The 251-nt window shown below is 51.4% G+C and carries 1 protein-coding gene; it reads right to left on the bottom strand.

What is annotated here, in order from left to right:
• Positions 1-69: 69 nt before the first annotated feature.
• Positions 70-251, bottom strand: a 182-nt coding sequence (locus AB9F26_RS22510; protein WP_369769155.1) for a hypothetical protein, incomplete at its 5' end; no start/stop codon positions are given.

The following is a 251-nucleotide window of genomic DNA, read 5'->3' as shown; positions in this document are numbered from 1 at the left end:
ATTGAGCCGCACTGGTAGCCTCAAAAATGTTTACAGGCCATTTTTCAATGCAGAGGCCATTGCTCAGCCTTATGTTCTTTTATTTTCAGCCCTGCATACCCCCCGTCTTCTCCAACGCCGGGCACACGGTTGGCCGATCACATCCGGAAGCCGCAGGGAATTGTAAATCGCCTCTGCCTGGTCAGCCTTCTTACTATCGATCGGCAGATCACAAATCGGCGTTTCCCCCGCTTTGAGTTTTTCCTCCCAAT

The sequence above is a fragment of the Falsihalocynthiibacter sp. BN13B15 genome (genome assembly GCF_041205415.1).
Classification (GTDB): domain Bacteria; phylum Pseudomonadota; class Alphaproteobacteria; order Rhodobacterales; family Rhodobacteraceae; genus Falsihalocynthiibacter; species Falsihalocynthiibacter arcticus.
This window is presented reverse-complemented; position numbering and strand designations above follow the sequence as displayed.